The organism is Dongia sp. (genome assembly GCF_041909655.1).
GTDB lineage: Bacteria > Pseudomonadota > Alphaproteobacteria > Dongiales > Dongiaceae > Dongia.
Genome location: NZ_JAYRDA010000003.1, coordinates 170041 through 187007 on the forward strand (window position 1 = coordinate 170041; position 16967 = coordinate 187007).

Genomic DNA, 16967 nt, shown 5'->3' on the forward strand with positions numbered 1-16967 from the left:
CAGGTGCAGATGGCGGAAGGCAGCGGCACCGAGACCAGGTTGAAGAACGGCCCGCGCCGCGGCAATCAGCGACCCAAATTGCTGGCGCCCAAGCTGCAGACCTTTTTTGCGCTGCCAGCCGCGCATATCTGGCAGCGTCTGCGCCAACGCCTGCGCCAGCCCTATTATCACAGCGGGCTCTATCACGTGTCGCTCGGGCGGCGCTCTTCCGGTGAGATCAAGCTGCCGGCCTCAGAACCCTGGGGCGGTGACGATCAGGCGGGCCTGCTGCTGCTCGGCGATGAATTTCGCTTCGCCGGCGAGGTGGTCAGAAGCCCCAAGCCACTCGGCAACCCAATCGGGGTAGGCGATGGCTGGCGGCAGGTCGTCAACAGTTTCGCCTGGCTCAACGATCTCAGGGTAGTGGGTGGCCCCTATGCCCGCCAGCTGGCCCGCCAGCTTGTCATGCGCTGGATCGAGGAGAACGAGCGATACGATGCCTTCGCCTGGCGTGCCGATATCCTGGCGGCGAGGCTGCGGAACATTCTTCTCAATCACGATTATCTCGAGGTCAATAACGACGCCTTGTTCCGCTCGGCGCTGTTTCTCTCGCTGTCGCGCCAGGCCGAACATCTTTCCCGCGCCTTGCCCGACGCCCTGGCCGGCGGGGCCTATATCAAGGCCGCGGCCAGCCTGATGCTGGCGGGCCTCATGCTGCCGCGCGGCGAGAAATGGCTGGCGCGCGGGCAGGCGCATCTGGCTCCGGCCCTCGCCGCTCAGATGCTGGCCGATGGCGGGCATGTCGAACGCAGCCCGCAATTGATGCTGGAAGTGTTGCAGCATCTCATCGACCTTCGCGACACGTTCCAGGCTGCGGCGGCACAGCTGGGCAATGCGGCGCCATCGCTGCCTGACAGCCTGGTGCTCACCATCAACAATCTCGGCTCCGTCCTTCTCATGCTCAGCCATGGCGACGGCATGCTGGCCGGCTTCAACGACACGCCGGAGATCGACCCGCAGGAATTGGTGCGCACGATCGAGCGCGTGGGCGAGAAGCTGCGCCCGCTCAATCAATTGCCGCTGACCGGATTCCAGCGCCTCGACCGCGGCCGCACCACGGTGATCATGGATTGCGGCGCCCCGCCGCGACACGGCCTGGACGATCACGCCCATGCCGGCACGCTGTCCTTCGAGCTCGGCTATGACGGCGAACGCATGATCGTGAATTGCGGCGCCCATCCCTGGAGCAAGGAATGGCGCCAGGTGCAAAGGACGACGGCCGCGCATTCGACCCTGGTGGTTGACAATACTAATTCGGCGATGCTCCTCCCGCATGGCGGTCTCGCCTTGCGGCCGGATGTGGTGACCTGTCGGCGCGAGGAGACCGACGGCCAGATCTGGCTCGATACCTCCCATGACGGCTATGAGGAAGGTTTCGGCCTGGTGCACCGGCGCAAGATCTATCTCTCCGCCGACGGTCATGATTTCATGGGCGAGGAACATCTGGTGGGGCCTGGCGGCAACGAATATGCGCTGCGCTTCCATCTCCATCCCCAGGTCAGCGTCAGCATTACGCAGAACGGCCAGAACGCCTTCATCAAGATGCCGAAGGGTTCCGGCTGGCGCCTGCGGGTCGACGGCGCGGAACTGGCGCTCGCCGAAAGCGTCCATATCGCTGAAGGCGGCCAGGTCCGTCGCAGCCAGCAGATCGTCGTTCTCGGCACGATCGAGAGTGACCGCACCGAAATCCGCTGGCTGCTGCAGCGGGAAGGCGGCAAGAAGTAGGTCGCGGAGACGGATGCCGACGAGCAGGCGGATGTTGACGATTTGTCCCCTTGCTCTTGGGCGCCCGGCGAATTAAGCCCTGCGCCAGGATCCGCAATCGGGACAGCCAGCCATGAATGCCATCAACCGCCCCATCCGCCGCGCCCTCATTTCCGTTTCCGACAAGACGGGGCTGGAATCGCTGGGCCGGGCGCTGGCCGACGCCGGGGTGGAAATCCTCTCAACCGGCGGTTCGGCGAAGGCCCTGGCGGCAGCCGGCATCCCGGTCAAGGAAGTGGCCGCCCATACCGGTTTTCCGGAAATCATGGACGGGCGCGTAAAGACGCTGCACCCCAAGATCCATGGCGGCTTGCTGGCGCGCCGGGATCTGGCCGATCATGTGAGCGCCCAAAAGGCCCACGACATTCCCGATATCGACCTCCTGGTGGTCAATCTTTATCCCTTCCAGGCGACGGTCGCAGCCGGCAAGGGCTGGGAGGATTGCATCGAGAATATCGATATCGGCGGCCCGGCCATGCTGCGCGCCGCTGCCAAGAACCATGATTTCGTGACCGTCGTGGTCGATCCCGCCGATTACGCCATGCTGCTCGCGGAACTTGCCGCCAACGGCAATGCCAGCACCCTGGCCTTCCGCCGGCGCCTCGCGCAGAAGACCTATGCCCATACCGCCGCCTATGACGGCGCCATCGCCAATTGGATGGCGGCGCAGGCCGGCGAGGCCCTCCCCGAATCCCTCAGCTTCAGCGGCACGCGCGTGCAGATGCTGCGCTATGGCGAGAACCCGCATCAGCAGGCGGCCTTCTATCGCAGTGGCGCGGCGCGGCCGGGAATCGCCACGGCCACGCAGCTTCAGGGCAAGGAACTGTCCTACAACAATCTCAACGACACCGACGCGGCGTTCGAACTGGTGGCCGAATTCGACCTTCCCGCCATCGCGATCATCAAGCATGCCAATCCCTGCGGCGTCGCCACGGCGGAATCCGAACAGGATCTGCGCGCCGCTTATGCGCGGGCGCTCGCTTGCGATCCCGTTTCGGCGTTCGGCGGCATCATTGCCGTGAACCGCGCGCTTGACGGTGCCACGGCGGAAGAGATCGTGAAGCTCTTCGCCGAAGTGGTGATCGCGCCCAGCATCAGCACGGAAGCGCGCGCGATCTTCGCGGCCAAGCCCAATGTGCGGGTGCTCGAAACCGGCGCCTTGCCCGATCCCGCCGCGCGCGACATCATGGTGAAGTCTTTGGCTGGTGGCTTTCTGGCACAGGACCGCGATGGCGGCCGCGTGAGCGAGGCCGATCTCAAGGTGGTGACCAGGCGCGCGCCGAGTGCTGCCGAAATGGCCGATCTTCTCTTTGCCTTTCGGGTGGCGAAGCACGTGAAGTCGAATGCCATCGTCTATGCGAAGAACGGTGCCACCGTGGGCATCGGTGCCGGCCAGATGAGCCGCGTCGATTCATCCCGCATCGCCGCCTGGAAAGCCGATGAGGCCGCCAAGGCCGCCGGCGCCAAAGAGAGTTTTGCCAAGGGTTCGGTGGTCGCGTCCGACGCTTTCTTCCCCTTCGCCGACGGCTTGCTCGCGGCGGCGGCGGCGGGTGCCACGGCGATCATTCAGCCCGGCGGGTCGATGCGTGATGCCGACATCATCAAGGCCGCCGACGAAGCGGGCCTTGCCATGGTGCTGACCGGCATGCGCCACTTCCGGCACTGAGATCGAGATCCCCGCTTAGATGGCGCTGGTCGCTTCGGGCGTGAGATCGATCGCCCAGAGTTTCTGATCGTCGGCATCGCGCAGGGTCACGGTCATCACTTCCGTCTTGCCGTCGATCTTGACGTGACCGAAGAATTGCAGGCCGAAGGACGGCGGCAGATTGACCTTGCCTTCTTCCGGCGCCTTCACGAATTTGACCTCCGGGCCGAACGTGTTGTCGAGCTGGTTCGGGCCGAAGGTGCCGGCATGAAGTGGGCCCGAGACGAATTCCCAGAACGGCAGGAAGTCCTGAAACTGTGCCTTGTTCGGGTCGTAATAATGGGCCGCGGTGTAGTGAACGTCCGCGGTCAGCCAGACCACGTTCTTGATCCCGTTCGCCTTGATGAAGGACAGAATTTCGGCGACGTCGAATTCACGGCCCTTGACCGGGCCGTCGCCATTGGCCCCGTTTTCAAAAGAACCGGTTTCGCCATCCGGCACGATCAGCCCCAGCGGCATATCGGCCGCCATCACCTTCCACGTGGCGGTCGATTCGAGGAGGCAACGCTTGATCCAGTCGATTTGATCGCGGCCGAGGAAACTGGTATCCGCCGAGCGTGTCGCCTGATCGTTGCGCGAATTCTTGCCGCGATAGGTCCGCATGTCGAGCATGACGATGTCGAGCAGCGGTCCATAGGGGATCTTGCGGTAGACGCGATAGGGTTCGTCCGGATTGGGCCGGATCGGATTCATTTCATGAAATGCGCGCACGGCCCGCGACGCCAGCAGCGATGACGACTTGACCTTGTAGCGCTCGTCCGCGATCAGCATCTCGCCGGGATACCAATTGTTGGTTACTTCGTGATCGTCCCATTGCACATAGGCCGGGATCGCCGCGTTGAAGGCGCGCAGATGTTCATCGAGGAGATTGTATTTCCACTGCGCCCGGAACTCGTTCAGGGTCTCGGCGACTTTGGCTTTCTCTTCCACCACCAGCGATTTCCAGATGCCGCCATCGGGCATTTCCTTTTCCGCGACGACCGGGCCGTCGGCATAGATCGTATCGCCCGAATGAATGAAGAAATCCGGCTGGTGCCTAGTCATCGCCGCATAGCATTTCATGCCGCCGCGATCGACATCGATGCCCCATCCCTGCCCGACCGTATCGCCCGACCAGACGAAGGTGAGGTCGCGCCGGCTCATCGGCGCCGTGCGGAAATGACCGCTCAGCGTCTCGCTCTCGCTGGTCATGTCGGCAAGGTCCAGGAATTTGACCCGATAGAAGATGTCCTGGTCGGACGGCAAACCGGTCAGATTGATCTTGCCGGCGAAATCGGCGGCTTCCGACACGTCCAGCCATTGTACGCGATGAGGGTTCGCGAAGTTCTCGGTGGTCGACCATTCGACGGTCATGCGCGCTTCCCGATCGGCGCGCGCCCAGACGACGCCTTCATGGGCGCCGATATCACCGGATTGCAGGCCATGGCCGAGTTGCGGGCGCGATGACGCGCGGCTGATGCGCGGCATGAAGATGCCGCCGGCGCCGAGTGCCAATCCGGCTGCTCCCGTTCCCAGCAACAATTTGCGGCGGCTAAAGGACAGGCGCTGGCGGGGCTGCATCGATCTCTCCGTATCTGGCGGCTTATCGTGCCGGATTTCCCGGCGGGACAGGCGTCCAGAGGGAACCGGCACAAGCGTGGCTGAATGGGAGCGGCATGATCTGGGTTTCGGCTTACATTTCTCCCACGATCAGGTGACGCTTTTGCGACGATTCCGTCCAGGGCCGGGTTTTGGACGGTTTGCAAATCGAGGGCATCCGGTCATAGTTCCAACATGAAACGTGCGGAAATCGAGCGGAATTTGCTGGCGCTGCGGCGCCGCAAGATGATGCAATCGGCCTTTGCCTATTATCGCGGCTCGGGCGAGGCCTTTTACGGGCAATGGCTCACGCCTTTGCTCCGCCTCAAGGCGCCGACCGTCTGGCTCAACGGCGATCTGCATCTCGAGAATTTCGGCACCTATCGCGGCGATAACCGACTCACCTATTTCGACATCGGCGATTTCGACGATGCCTGCCGGGGACCGGCCACGATCGACCTCTTTCGCTTTCTGACCGGCCTCATTCTCGCATCACCCGATATGGCGATCCCGTTCGCGGAAGCCAAAGAGCTCGGCCGTTTTGCGCTGGCGCAGTATCGCACCGCTTTGGCCGACGGCAAGGCACGCTGGCTCGAACGGCGCGTCGCCAGCGGTGCCATCGGCGATCTGCTGCGCGATCTCGAAGGGCGCAGCCAGGCGGATCTCCTGGAAAAGCGCACGGTCGAAAAGAACGGTAAAAGGCGCCTGCGTTTCGATACGGGAAAGGCGCTGAAGCTGGGGCGCGAGGATACCGCGCGCGTGACCGCCGCCATGGACCGCTTCGCCCGGCACCGGGCGCATCCCGAATTCTTTCAGGTGCTCGACGTGGCGCAGCGCGTGGCTGGCCTGGGGGCGCTGGGGCGACCGCGTTATGTGGTCCTCATTGCCGGCAATGGCGGCCGCCAGGGCCAGGCCCTGATCGATCTCAAATCGCAGCCGGGATCGATCCTGGCGCCGCTTCTCGGCCCGCATCGGATCAAGCAGCCGCCTTGTGCCAATGAGGCAAAGCGCGTGGTGGCGATCGAGTACCACCTGCAGGCGGCGGCCCCCGCTTTTTTGACGGATCTCAAAATCGGGCGGGCGGCCTACACCTTTCGCGAGTTGCAGCCGGATCAGGACAAGCTCGAGGTCAAGCATCTGGCCGGCGATGCCAGGCGGCGCGCCGAGGCCGTGGGTGCCATGGCCGAACTCCTCGCCTGGGCCCAATTGCGCACCAGCGGCTGGCGCGGCGCTGCCGTGATCGATGATCTGGCGGCCTGGGGAACGGCCAAGGATTGGGCCGTGCCGCTTCTGGCCCTGGCCGTCAAAGCAGCCAAGGCAACCGAGTCGGCCTGGACGGCGGCGGCCCAAGGCAAGCACTGAGAAAGTCGGTTCCGAAAGGCGTGGCAGCGATTTTTCCGCGCAATTCCTTGACGCAGAAAAATTGCCTCAAATGCTTGATATTACAAAGATTGCTCCATGTTGCCGACGCGGGTATAAGCTCTTTCGACCCTGGTGACCCATAGCTGATCCTGGAAAGCGACGACAGTGATCGACGGCACCGCTGACCCCTTCATCCTGCCGAGTGCCGCTGCTCTGGCGAGCCTTGCCTTTGCGATCGCGGCGATGAGCGGCTTTCGGCTCGTCGGTCTGTCCCGGCTGTGCGAATACGGGCGTCTCGGCCGCGCCGCCGCGGGCCTCGGTCTGGGCCTGCTGCTGGCGCTGGGTCTGGGCTTTACCTGGCTCAACCAGATCCCGCCCGCCTTGCAACCGACAGTACAGCACCCGATGACGGGAATGGCCGCCACGCTGCCCTGGTTCCTGGCCGGCCAGCTTGCCGGGCCCAGTCTGCTCGGCCTCATCGCCGCCGTGCGTCACGATCCCTGGCTGGGTCTTGCGGCTTTGCCTGTGGCGATCGTTCTGCCGGTGGTGGCCGGCGGGCCGGGTATCGCTGTTGCCGTGTTGGCCCTGGTTCTCGTTTTGCTGTTGCCGCCCGTCTGGCGCCGCTTTGAGACCGCCGGCGGCCTGCGTGGCCTTGCCGTCACCGCGCTGATACCGGGTCTTGCCCTCATTCCCCTGGCCATCGTCCAATCCCTGCCGGGACTGTTCTTCACCTTGCTGGCGCTCGCTTTCTATCCCGCGGCGATCGTCGGCATGAAAAAGCTGCTGGGCGAAACGGCGGCGATGTTGGCAAAGCGCGTCCAGCAAGCGCAATCCAGCGCGGCGGCCGAGGAATTGAAGGCGGCACCGCTCATCAGCCGCACCATCGCCGATCTCCCGGAAGGTGTCGCCGTCTTCGACGCGGTCGATCGCCTGGTCGCCTGCAACGCCACCTATCGCCGCCACAATCCCGATATCGCCGATCTCCTCGAGATCGGTGCGCGTTATGCCGATCTGGTGCGCGCCGCCGTGTTGCGCGGCAACCAAGCGGGCGATCCCGAAGCGGCGATCGCCGAGCATCTCGCGCGTCATCGGCATTTGCCCTGGCGAGTCGAGCTGCCGGGTCCGGGCGGCACCACGCTGCTGGTGATCGAATCGAAGACCGCCGATGGCGGCACCCTGCGGCTGATGACCGACGTCACCGCAATCAAGGGGCGCGAGATCCGCCTCTCGGAATTGGCCCAGCGCAACGAGGTGCTGGCGACGGCGGTGAGTGCCGTGAGCAGCGGCATCGTCATCTGCGATGCGACAAAGCCGGATCACCCGGTCACTTTCGCCAATGCCGCCTTCACCCGCATCACCGGTTATGGGACGGAAGAAATCATCGGCCGCAACTGCCGCATCCTGCAAGGCCGCGACACCGATCCCGAAGCGCTCGACAAATTGCGCCGGGCACTGGCGCAGCAGCGCGGCGTCCACGTCACCTTGCGCAATTACCGCAAAGATGGGCGCACTTTCTGGAACGAGCTCGCGATCAGCCCGGTCACCGATATCCACGGCCGCGTCGTGCAATTCGTCGGCATCATGAGCGATGTCACCCAGCGCATCCGCGGTGAAGAGAGCCTGCGCGAGGCGAAGAACCAGGCCGAATTCGCCAACCGCTCGAAATCGGAATTCCTTGCCAATGTCAGCCATGAATTGCGCACGCCCTTGAACGCCATCATCGGCTTCTCGGATGTCATGAACATGGAATTGCTGGGGCCGCTGGGAACGCCCCGCTACCGGGATTATGCCAAGGACATTCTCGACAGCGGCAAATTGCTGCTCTCGCTCATCGAAGACATTCTCGATCTCTCGAAGATCGAATCCGGCAAGATGGAATTGCATCCCGAGCCGGTGGAAGCCGCCGACGTGTTCGACCTCGCCATGACCCTGATGCGCGAGCGCGCCAAGAATGGCGGCGTCACGCTGCGGGCCGAGGTGGAGCCCAGCCTGCCGCCGCTGCTGGTCGATCCCCGCGCCATGAAGCAGATGGTGGTCAATCTTGCCTCCAACGCCGTGAAGTTCACGCCGCGCGATGGCGAGGTGCATCTCATCGCGCGGCGCCTCGGCGACGACCGGGCCGAGATTGTGGTCAAGGATACCGGCATCGGCATCGCCAGGAAGGATCTCGACGAAGTGGTGAAGCCCTTCGTGCAGGTCGATTCCGCGCATCAGCGGCGGCAATCGGGGACCGGGCTGGGGTTGCCTATCGTGAAGTCCCTGGCCGATCTCTCCGGCGGCTCGTTCCATCTCGACAGCGAGCTCGGCAAGGGCACCATGGTGACCCTGCATTTGCCGCTGGCCGATAGCGACGAAGCCCGCAGCGCCGCGGAATGACCTTGCGCGGCAGCTTTTCTCTCAGGATGTGGTGAAGGAAGATGGCGCCGCGCGGCCCGATGGACACATAAGGCGCGCGGCGCCGATCAGTCTTGAAGGAAGGCGGCGCCGCGCGCCTGGGGGATGGGGATGGCGCGCGGCGACCTGCCCTTCACGCCGCGCCATTCGGGGGTAGGGACTGGCGCGGACCTCGGCCTGGGCTCGATTCATCCGGCACGCGGTACCGGATGACTTTTGCCCTTCGAGGGGCATCCGGACGAATGGGCCGACCACCCGTCTGGGTCGCGGATCGGAAAGGGGGATGGCCATTCCGACCCGACCGGCACTGTCAGCGTGCCCTGTGGCCCGTTTAGGGCTGGAATGTGGCAAGAATATGGTGTTCGCCCCGCCCCGGCGGGTGGTTCAGGCTCGGTTTCACCAGCCGGATAACCACCTAGCCCAACCTAATCTTGGGCTAGGCTCACGGAATCGCCCTGTAGCCGGGCAACCCAAAAAGGTTACCAAGCGCTATATTCAGGTCTGGCCGGATTCCTGACCCGGTCTGTGATCGCGCTCGCTGGCCTCTGATCTTCATGTTAGCATCGGCGATCGACTGAATCAGGGGATTGCAGCACTTGTTGCGGCGCCGCGTGGCGCCAGGCGAGCCCTGCAAACCGCGAAGCAAGGTTTCTGGTCTCAACTCCCAGAGCAGCGACCGATCCCGCCGGCAGGCACCCGGCGGAAATGATTGGTTAACGCTCACCGGTGAACATAGGGCCGCGGGTCACTCGCCCGTCAGCCCATAGCCGTTCCAGGGGTAGGGACTGCCAAAACACCGTTTCTGGTGCACCGCAAAGTGGGAGTGTTTCCGTGTCCGGATTGAACAGCCTCAAGACCCGCAAAAGCCTCAAGGTCGGGTCGAAGACCTATGATTATTTCAGCCTGAAGACCGCCGAAAAGACCCTCGGTGATCTCACCCGCCTGCCCAATTCCCTGAAGGTGCTGCTGGAGAACCTGCTGCGCTACGAGGACGGCAACACGGTGAAGGCGGACGACATCAAGGCCGTCGCCAAATGGCTGAAGAGCAAGAGATCGGACCGCGAGATCGCCTACCGCCCGGCGCGCGTGTTGATGCAGGATTTCACCGGCGTTCCCGCCGTGGTGGATCTCGCTGCCATGCGCGACGCGATGGTGAAACTGGGCGGCGATCCCACCAAGATCAATCCCTTGTCGCCGGTCGACCTCGTCATCGACCATTCGGTGATGGTGGATTTCTTCGCCGGTCCGGGTGCTTTCAAGAAGAACGTCGATCTTGAATACGAGCGCAATGGCGAGCGCTATCAGTTCCTGCGCTGGGGCTCGACCGGCTTCAACAATTTCCGCGTCGTCCCGCCCGGCACCGGCATCTGCCACCAGGTCAATACCGAGAACCTCTCCCAGGTCGTCTGGACGATGAAGGAACCGGCCAAGACGGTGAAGGGCAAGAAGGTGGCGGGTAAGACGCTGGCTTACCCCGACACGCTGGTCGGCACCGACAGCCACACCACCATGGTGAACGGCCTCGCCGTTCTGGGTTGGGGTGTCGGCGGCATCGAGGCCGAAGCCGCGATGCTGGGCCAGCCCATCTCGATGCTGATCCCCGAAGTGATCGGCTTCAAGCTCACCGGCAAGCTCCGCGAAGGCACCACCGCCACCGATCTCGTCCTTACCGTGACGCAGATGCTCAGGAAGAAGGGCGTGGTCAACAAATTCGTCGAATTCTACGGCCCCGGCCTCGACGATCTGCCGCTTACCGACCGCGCCACCATCGCCAACATGGCGCCGGAATATGGCGCCACCTGCGGCTTCTTCCCGGTGGACGCCGAGACCATCCGCTATCTGAAAGCGACGGGCCGCAAGGCGGACCGCGTGGCGCTGGTCGAGAAATACGCCAAGGCGCAAGGCATGTGGCGCGACAAGAAGACGGTCGATCCCGTCTTCACCGATTCGCTCTCGCTCGACATGTCCACGGTCGAGCCCTCGATCGCCGGACCGAAGCGCCCGCAGGACCGCGTGCCGCTCACCAATGCCGCCGATTGGTTCAAGACCGCCCTCACCGACGTCTTCGGTCGCAAGGGCAATGAAAGTGCGGTTTCGGTCAAGGGCGCCGATTACGAACTCGGCGACGGCGCCGTGGTGATCGCCGCGATCACGTCGTGCACCAACACCTCGAATCCCTCCGTCATGCTGGGGGCCGGTCTGGTCGCCAAGAAGGCGGTCGAACTCGGCCTCACCGTGAAGCCCTGGGTCAAGACCAGCCTGGCGCCGGGTTCGCAGGTGGTGACCGATTACCTGAAGAATGCCGGCCTCAACAAATTCCTGGATAAACTGGGCTTCAACCTCGTCGGTTATGGCTGCACCACCTGTATCGGCAATTCGGGGCCACTCCCGGAACCCATCGCCGATGCCATTACCAAGGGCGATCTGGTGGCGACCGCGGTTCTTTCCGGCAACCGCAATTTCGAAGGCCGCGTCAATCCGCATTGCAAGGCGAACTATCTCGCCTCACCGATGCTCTGCGTGGTCTATGCCCTCGCCGGTTCGATGAAGATCGACATCACCAAGGACCCGATCGGCTACGGCAAAAAGGGCAAGCCCGTTTACTTGAAGGACATCTGGCCCACCACCAAGGAAGTGGCCGATACGGTCTCGAAGGCCGTGAAGCTGAAGGACTTCAAGAAGCGCTATGACGACGTCTTCAAGGGCGACGCCAATTGGCGCAAGGTGAAGACCACCAAGGGCCTCACCTATGATTGGCCCAAGACCTCGACCTATGTCGCCAACCCGCCTTACTTCCAGGGCATGGCCAAGGAACCGGGCACCATCAGCGACATCAAGGGCGCGCGGCCCTTGGCGATCCTCGGCGATTCGATCACGACCGATCACATCAGCCCGGCTGGCTCGATCAAGAAGGACGGCCCCGCCGGCAAATACCTGATGGATCACGGCGTGCAGCCCGCCGACTTCAACTCCTATGGCGCGCGGCGCGGCCATCACGAGGTGATGATGCGCGGCACCTTCGCCAATATCCGTTTGAAGAACGAGATGGCGCCCGGCACCGAGGGTGGCGTCACCCGCCTGATGCCAACCGGCGCGCCGATGGCGATCTATGACGCCGCCATGCAATATCAGAAGGACAAGGTCCCGCTGGTCGTGGTGGGCGGCAAGGAATACGGCACCGGCTCGTCGCGCGATTGGGCGGCCAAGGGCACGGCGCTCCTCGGCGTCAAAGCGGTGCTGGTCGAAACCTTCGAGCGCATCCACCGCTCCAACCTCGTCGGCATGGGTGTCCTACCGCTGATGTTCAAGGACGGCATGACGCGGAAGACCCTGGGCCTCGACGGCTCCGAGATCTTCGACATCGTTGGCCTCGCCGGTCCGGGCAAGGCCGGCAACATTAAGCCGGGCATGGATGTGACCGTTCGCATCACCCGCGCCAATGGCAAGGTCGAGGAGATCAAGGCGCTCTGCCGCATCGACACCGCGGAAGAGGTCGAATACTTCCGCCATGGCGGCGTGCTCCCCTACGTGCTGCGGAATCTCGCGGCGGCGTAACGCCGGCAGCGACGACCAAGGCAAGCGGCCGCGCGGGGAAGCTCGCGCGGCCGCTTCTCTTTTGCGGGGCGACGGGTTAAATCAGGGTATCGCCTGACCTCACCCGCAAGAATGTGCCTTCCATGACCAATCCACCGCTTCCCGCCGGCTATTCGCCCCTGCTTCCCGGCCAGATCGCCAATGTCGTCACCTGCCTGGAAATGCTGGCACCGCCACCGGTTGCGGCGCCGCTTCCAGCCGATGCCGGCTTCACACTGGAGAACTGGAAGGGTGCGAGCCTGGCCGATTACCGCGATCTTTTCCGCGCGGTGGGCGAGGACTGGATGTGGTATTCGCGTATCGTCATGCCGGATGAAAAGCTCGCCGCGATTCTCGGCGATCCCCTGGTCGATCTCTATCGCCTGAAGCGCGGCAACGAGGTGCTGGGCCTCCTGGAACTCGATTTCCGCGAGAAGGGGCAATGCGAGCTCGCCTTCTTCGGCCTGGTGAAGGCGGCGATCGGCCAGGGCGCCGGGCGTTTCTTGGCCGCGCAGGCGATCGAGAAGGCCTGGTCCCGCGAGGTGGATGGGAAGCGCATCCAGCGCTTCTGGGTCCATACCTGCACCCTCGATCACCCGAATGCGCTGGGCTTCTATCAAAAGGCCGGCTTCAAGCCCTATGCCTTCATGGTGGAAGTGGCCGACGACCCTCGCCTCACCGGCCACCTCCCCCGCCACGCCGCACCGCACGTGCCGCTGATCGAGTCCTGATTCCGCGCTGCGCCGTCTTGACTCGCGGCGCGGCCCATCCCATCGTCCTTCCCGCTGTCTCAATCGCTGTCTTGGCCGACCAACGTCGCGGTGCCCATGTGCCCGCCGGCGTGGTTTCCGTTTGCGCCAACACGTCCCACACGAAAGAGGCATGCCATGTCCAGCGCCGTCCTCGGTCCCGTCTATCGGCATTTGGCCGATGTCATGAAGAACACCGCAGAGCAGATCCGCAAGGAGATCGACAAGCTGCGCAAGAAGATCCGCGATCGCCTGCCGCCAAAGCAGCGCGACCGCTTCGACAAGGATTGGGAGAAAGCCAGGAACACGAAGGGCCGCCGCCGAGCCGCCGTCATCACCCTGGGAAAGGTGACCGATTCCGTGCTCGATGCGGGCGAGCAAATCGATCCCACTTACGCCGCCGCCGAAGCCGAACTCTGGGCCCTCATCGATCTTCTACGCGCGCTCGAGAACATCGAGGATCTGGAGAAACACTTCGACGATCTCGCCAAAGCCTTCGGCAGCTAGGCAGCTCCATCATCTGATCCGTGCGCGCTAAAGATGAATGAGAACTCATCGACGAAGGCAGCCATGGCCCCGCCGACGTCAACCGAGCTCGCGTCAATGCAATGGTGACGGAGAAGGCACGCCGCTAACATATTGAAGTTTTGTAAACCCTCTGCGCCCTTGGTCGTTAAGATGTGGTTCCGTCCTGGGCGGCAAACCACTAAACGTCTTTCACTGAAGGAATCGACAATCTAAAGTAGCATGCTTCGCTGATGGCGGGCCAGTGTATGCTAATGGGGAGAGCGTGCGATGAAAGCTTTCGGAATCGGTTGTCTTTGGTTCGGCTCCAAGTGCATCGAGAACGAAGGCGATGTTGAACGCTTCGATCCAGAGGAGCATTTAGCTGCTATCCAAAAATCTCTCGAGGCAATTCCAAATCTAAGTGATCTCAAGATAGATAGACCCGAGAACTTATCGATCGCGGTAAGTTTTGAAGCTGCCGATGATGACGACGAAATATTTCCTGTAATCCCAAATGTACAAATCAAGTTCAAGTTGTATTTGCCGAAGCGTATTCAAGATCAAATCTTTAAGTATAGAGAATCGCTTACTGACTCTGAACATTTTGAAGTATTGATCAAATATGGCTATCGAGCCGCAGTTGCTTTCATCAGCTATAGTGCTTCAGTTCCACCAACGAGCCCGGCCGACTGTGTCGTCGTGGTCCGCAAGTATCTCGAACAACAAGTCAACAAAAACAACAAAACCGTTGATTTTCGAACTCTCGGGCCGAGCCCATTCCATGTCGATTTCCTTTTCGAAGCTGCGCATGATGGTGAGAGCATCGACAGGTTCAGGTTTGTGGATAGCAGCCGCCCAGGAACTGGGTATGGCGACATCACCGTTGAGTACAACCGCGACCGATTTTCATCGATCGATGCCGCATGGGTAGCATTCACAAATGAAATGAATGAGCAGATTGAAAACTACTATGTCGCAGTCCAATGCAGAAATGCTGTGATGTCGTGCACTTACGAAGTTGAGGAGCATTTGAATAGCTTGTTGAAGTTACAAATGGACTCAGGGCTCGTGGCATTCTTAAGCAGGTTTTGGAAAGCTCCGAGTAAGACACGCGACCTGATGATCTCTTTGCTAGAAGCAGAGAGACACAAACTAACCTCAACGCGCTTTCTGGACGAATGCCGACGTGATGGTCTAATCAAAGAAGGCTCACCATTTTCTGCGCATACAGTGAGAAGAATTGCGGAGCAGAATGATCGCTTACCTGTAGGACAGATTGGCGAAGTGGTTCGGCTATTTGAGGAGCGACACCTAAAGAAGCTTGAAGGTGGAGTAGTATTAGTAGCTGGCGTTCTAGGTGGTGCTGTCGGCGCAATAGTTACACTATTTTTGGGCCGTTGATTCACTTAGCGAGCTATTGCGCAATAGCTAGGTGCTAAGTGCCACGCGACAGATCGAAGTCGCTACGCCGCCCTGGCTGGCGCCACACGCCGATAACCCAGCGCCTCGGCGATGTGGATCGCGCGGACATCCGCACTGCCTTCAAGATCGGCCAGTGTCCTGGCGACGCGGAGCACGCGGTGATAGCCGCGCGCGGATAGGCGGAATTTCTCGATGGCTTGGGTGAGCAGGCGGCGGCCTTCGGGATCGGGTGCGGCGAGCTTCTCCAGAAGCTCGCCACCCCGTTCGGATTTCGCGCCCTGCTTGATTTCGCCTTCGCGCTTTGTCGGGCCCGCGCGGGCCGGGGCGACGCGCGTCGCCACTTCCGCGCTGCCTTCCGCCGGTGGCGGCAAGGTGAGATCGGCGGCCGAGACGGCCGGCACGTCGACATGAAGATCAATGCGGTCGAAGATCGGGCCGGAGATTTTCGATTGATAATCCAGCGCGCATTTCGGCGCCTTGCCGCAGCCCAATTGCGGGTCGCCGAGATGCCCGCAGCGGCAGGGATTCATCGCCGCCACCACCTGCACGCGGGCGGGATAGGTGACATGGGCATTGGCGCGCGCGATCGAGACGCGGCCGGTCTCCATCGGCTGGCGCAGGGCTTCGAGGGTCGCGCGCTGGAACTCGGGGAGTTCGTCGAGGAAGAGGACACCGAGATGGGCGAGGCTGATCTCGCCCGGCCGCGCGCGGAGGCCACCGCCTACCAGAGCCGGAAGCGAGGCCGAATGATGCGGATCGCGAAACGGACGCCGCCGCAATAACCGGCCTTCGCTCAGATTCCCGGCCAATGAATGGATCATGGTGACTTCGAGCGCCTCCGCCGGGGCGAGCGGTGGCAACAAACCGGGAAGGCGCTGGGCAAGCATCGACTTCCCCGATCCCGGCGGCCCCACCATCAAGAGGTTATGCCCACCGGCCGCCGCGATTTCGAGCGCGCGCTTGGCGCTCTCCTGCCCCTTGATGTCCTTGAGATCGAGCGTCGATCCTTCATCCACGGCGATCTTGGGCTGGGGTGCCGCCAATACCTGCTGGCCCTTCAAATGATGGATGAGGGCAAGGAGATTGGGCGGCGCCACCACCGCGATCTCGCCCGCCCAGGCCGCCTCGCCGCCCTGCGCCGCCGGACAGATGAGGCCGAGCTCGTGCGACGCCGCATGGAGGGCCGCGGGCAGCACGCCCGCGACCGCGGCCACCGAGCCATCAAGGCCAAGCTCCCCCAGCACGACATAGGCTTCAAGTGCTGCCGCTTCGATCACACCCATGGCGGCGAGCAGCCCCAGCGCGATGGGCAGGTCGAAATGCGATCCTTCCTTGAGGAGATCCGCCGGCGCCAGATTGACCGTGATGCGCTTGGGCGGCAGCGCCAGACCGATCGCGGTCAGGGCGGCCCGCACCCGCTCGCGGCTCTCGCCCACCGCCTTGTCCGGCAGGCCCACCAGCGTAAAGGCCGGCATGCCGCCCGAGACCTGAACCTGCGCATCCACCGACCGCACGTCGACGCCTTCGAATGCAACGGTACGGATGCGTGCGACCATGCCGGGGTTTTCGCCCTGATTTAAAATTGCCGGGGTAAATCGTGAACAATCATGGCGCGCATAATGGCAAGGTCCACAACCGGATGCAAGTCCGCCGGCATCTTCTTAAGCCCTTGAAAACATGCATCTCGTTTTGCGATCCAAGAAATCTGTCCCAAGATTGTCAGGCCCTGCCATGAGCGAGCCTCTGCTTGCGAAGTATGAAGCGCGCATGCTACGCGAGGACGCGCCATGACCTCGGTTGGGCCATTCAGGATCGCGGCCAGCTCCAGCCGGGGGACGTACGCCGCCATGTCTTTACCCAGGATGAGCCAGTCA

10 protein-coding genes are annotated in these 16967 nt (G+C 62.6%); 8 read left to right on the forward strand and 2 right to left on the reverse strand.

The genetic code is table 11. The features are described from left to right. Positions 1–9: 9 nt before the first annotated feature. Together ACE3PR_RS07030 and purH are read left to right on the forward strand one after the other, a co-directional pair. Positions 10–1764, forward strand: a complete 1755-nt coding sequence (locus ACE3PR_RS07030) for a heparinase II/III family protein (protein WP_374369708.1) — start codon at positions 10–12, stop codon at positions 1762–1764. Positions 1765–1876: 112 nt separating this feature from the next. Continuing rightward, entirely contained in the window at positions 1877–3469 is a 1593-nt protein-coding gene (purH, locus tag ACE3PR_RS07035; RefSeq protein WP_374369711.1) for a bifunctional phosphoribosylaminoimidazolecarboxamide formyltransferase/IMP cyclohydrolase, read from the forward strand. Between the two features lie 15 nt (positions 3470–3484). Here purH and ACE3PR_RS07040 read toward each other — a convergent pair whose 3' ends face one another. Then, positions 3485–5068: an alkaline phosphatase gene (locus ACE3PR_RS07040; protein ID WP_374369714.1), complete on the reverse strand. Its 1584-nt coding sequence runs from the start codon at positions 5066–5068 to the stop codon at positions 3485–3487. A gap of 213 nt (positions 5069–5281) precedes the next feature. On the opposite strand from ACE3PR_RS07040, the gene ACE3PR_RS07045 reads away from it, so the two are divergent. From ACE3PR_RS07045 to ACE3PR_RS07070, 6 genes are all read left to right on the forward strand, one after another. Further along, entirely contained in the window at positions 5282–6448 is a 1167-nt protein-coding gene (locus tag ACE3PR_RS07045; protein WP_374369717.1) for a DUF2252 family protein, read from the forward strand. A 165-nt stretch (positions 6449–6613) separates the two neighbouring features. Then, positions 6614–8824, forward strand: a complete 2211-nt coding sequence (locus tag ACE3PR_RS07050) for a PAS domain-containing sensor histidine kinase (protein ID WP_374369720.1) — start codon at positions 6614–6616, stop codon at positions 8822–8824. A gap of 849 nt (positions 8825–9673) precedes the next feature. Continuing rightward, a complete protein-coding gene (acnA, locus tag ACE3PR_RS07055; RefSeq protein WP_374369723.1) occupies positions 9674–12397 on the forward strand; it encodes an aconitate hydratase AcnA in 2724 nt (907 codons plus the stop codon). A 122-nt stretch (positions 12398–12519) separates the two neighbouring features. Further along, on the forward strand, positions 12520–13146 hold the full coding sequence (locus tag ACE3PR_RS07060; protein ID WP_374369726.1) for a GNAT family N-acetyltransferase: 627 nt from the start codon (positions 12520–12522) through the stop codon (positions 13144–13146). A 156-nt stretch (positions 13147–13302) separates the two neighbouring features. Next, complete coding sequence (locus ACE3PR_RS07065) at positions 13303–13671, forward strand: hypothetical protein (RefSeq protein WP_374369729.1); 369 nt, start codon at positions 13303–13305, stop codon at positions 13669–13671. Between the two features lie 288 nt (positions 13672–13959). Further along, positions 13960–15072: a hypothetical protein gene (locus ACE3PR_RS07070; RefSeq protein ID WP_374369732.1), complete on the forward strand. Its 1113-nt coding sequence runs from the start codon at positions 13960–13962 to the stop codon at positions 15070–15072. A 62-nt stretch (positions 15073–15134) separates the two neighbouring features. On the opposite strand, the gene ACE3PR_RS07075 is transcribed toward ACE3PR_RS07070, so the two are convergent. Beyond that, a complete protein-coding gene (locus ACE3PR_RS07075) occupies positions 15135–16649 on the reverse strand; it encodes a YifB family Mg chelatase-like AAA ATPase (protein ID WP_374369734.1) in 1515 nt (504 codons plus the stop codon). Positions 16650–16967 lie beyond the last annotated feature (318 nt).